Source organism: Micromonospora maritima (assembly GCF_902825405.1).
GTDB classification, from domain to species: domain Bacteria; phylum Actinomycetota; class Actinomycetes; order Mycobacteriales; family Micromonosporaceae; genus Micromonospora; species Micromonospora maritima.
In genome coordinates this window covers 1-1,648 of the sequence record NZ_CADEAU010000794.1, presented here as the reverse complement: position 1 = coordinate 1,648, position 1,648 = coordinate 1, and the positions used below count along the sequence as shown (strand labels likewise).

At 77.9% G+C, this 1,648-nt stretch carries 1 protein-coding gene; it reads right to left on the bottom strand.

Annotated features, from left to right (window positions below; genetic code table 11):
- Positions 1 to 1,648: helicase-associated domain-containing protein (locus HUW36_RS32340; protein ID WP_174531522.1), on the bottom strand; the 1,648-nt coding region annotated here is incomplete at both ends.

Below are 1,648 nucleotides of genomic sequence, written 5' to 3'. Positions count from 1 at the left end.
GGCATCGGCAGCTTCGGCGTGGCCAGCGGGTCCACCGCGCGGCCGGGGACCGGCGTCCGGGCCGGCGCCCGCCGGGTCTTCGGCCGGGCCAGCACCGTCGCACCGCTGGCGTCCTCGGGCACCGGCGCGTACCCGGCGTCGCGCAACGCGAGCAGCATCCGGTTGACCTGGTACGGGGTGACGAGCACCGTGGGCGCCAGCCGGCGGAACGCCAGCGCCTCCAGCCGCCGGTCCGACTGGACCTCGGTGAGCAGCGCCTCGTCGTCGCTGCGCACGTAGCCGCCGGCGGAGCCGACCCGCAGCCCGCCGTGCTTGCGCGCCACGTCGTCCACCAGGTAGGTCAGGCCCTGCGGCACCGGGGTACGCGACCGGCGGCGGAACAGCGCGTGCAGGTCGTCGGCGGTGTAGCCGGCGTCGAGCGCCCGGCGGACGCTGGCCGTGGTGACCCGGTGCACGCTGGCTCCGCCCGCCGACTCGTGCTCGGCCACCACGTCCAGTTCGGCGGCGAGCGCCGGGTCGGGCGGGCCGGGCACCACCACGGTCAGGTCGGCCTGCACCAGGACGTGGTCGACAGGTGCGGGCAGCAGCCCGTCCAGGGCGCGCACCGCCGTCGACGGATCTCCCGACTCCGCTTCGGAGCGCAGCCCGAGCGGGTCGTCGCCCCGCTCGTCGGCGTCGTTCAGCTCGGCCAGCAGCAGCCGCCCGTACGAGGTGAGCGCACCGAGCCCGGTCACGCCGAGCCGGGCGGCCTCGGCCAGCACCTCCCGGTGCGCCGCCTCGCGGCCCCGGGCCCGCCGGGGCGCCCGCCAGTCGAGCAGCTCCAGCACCTCGTCGGGGGTCGGCGCGGTGCCCTGCGGCAGGTCGGCGAGCACGGCGAGCACCGCGCGCCGGGCGGCCGGGGCGCCCGCCCGTTCGGCCTCGGCCGAGAGCACCGAGATCGGCCGGTCCCGGTCGTCCCGCTGGCCCACCAGGCCCACCTGGCGGGTCATCGCCAGCCAGGCGCGGGCGAGTTGTTCCCAGCGTTGGGCGAGCGACGCGGCGCGCCACACCTCGTACCCGCCGGTGGGCAGGATCTGCTGGTCACCGCCGTACCGCGTGCTGGCGCCGCCGGTCAGCTCCAGCTCGCCGACGAGCCCGGCCGCGTACGCCACCTCGAACAGCAGCGCGGTGGTCGGCTCGTCCTGACCGAGGTTACGGGCGAGCCGGCGCAGGTCGCGCACGCCCACCCCGCCGGAGCGCAGCACCGGCGCCGGCTCGACGACAAGCGCCTCCAGCAGCGCCTCGGTGTGCCGGACCACCTCCATGGTCTGTCCGGCGCCGGCCGAGTCGACGGCCTTGACCTCCCGGGGTGGGCCGGAGACCACGGGCGGGCTGGTGCGCAGCGGACCGAGCGGGCCGGTGTCACGGCGCAGCACCAGACCCACCTCGCGGGGCAGTTCGACGGTGCCGCCCTTGCCGCCGGACATCCGCACCAGCAGCCGGTGTTCGACCAGCCAGCGGATGGGCGAGCCGGTGGGCGCGCCCCCGTTGACCAGGTCGGGCGGGAGCACGTCCTCGCCGCCGGTGGCGGGCGCCTCCAGCGCCCCCGGGGCGACCGTGCCGACGGGTGGGCCGGCCGCGAGCCGGTCCAGCACCGCTCGGGCCGAGG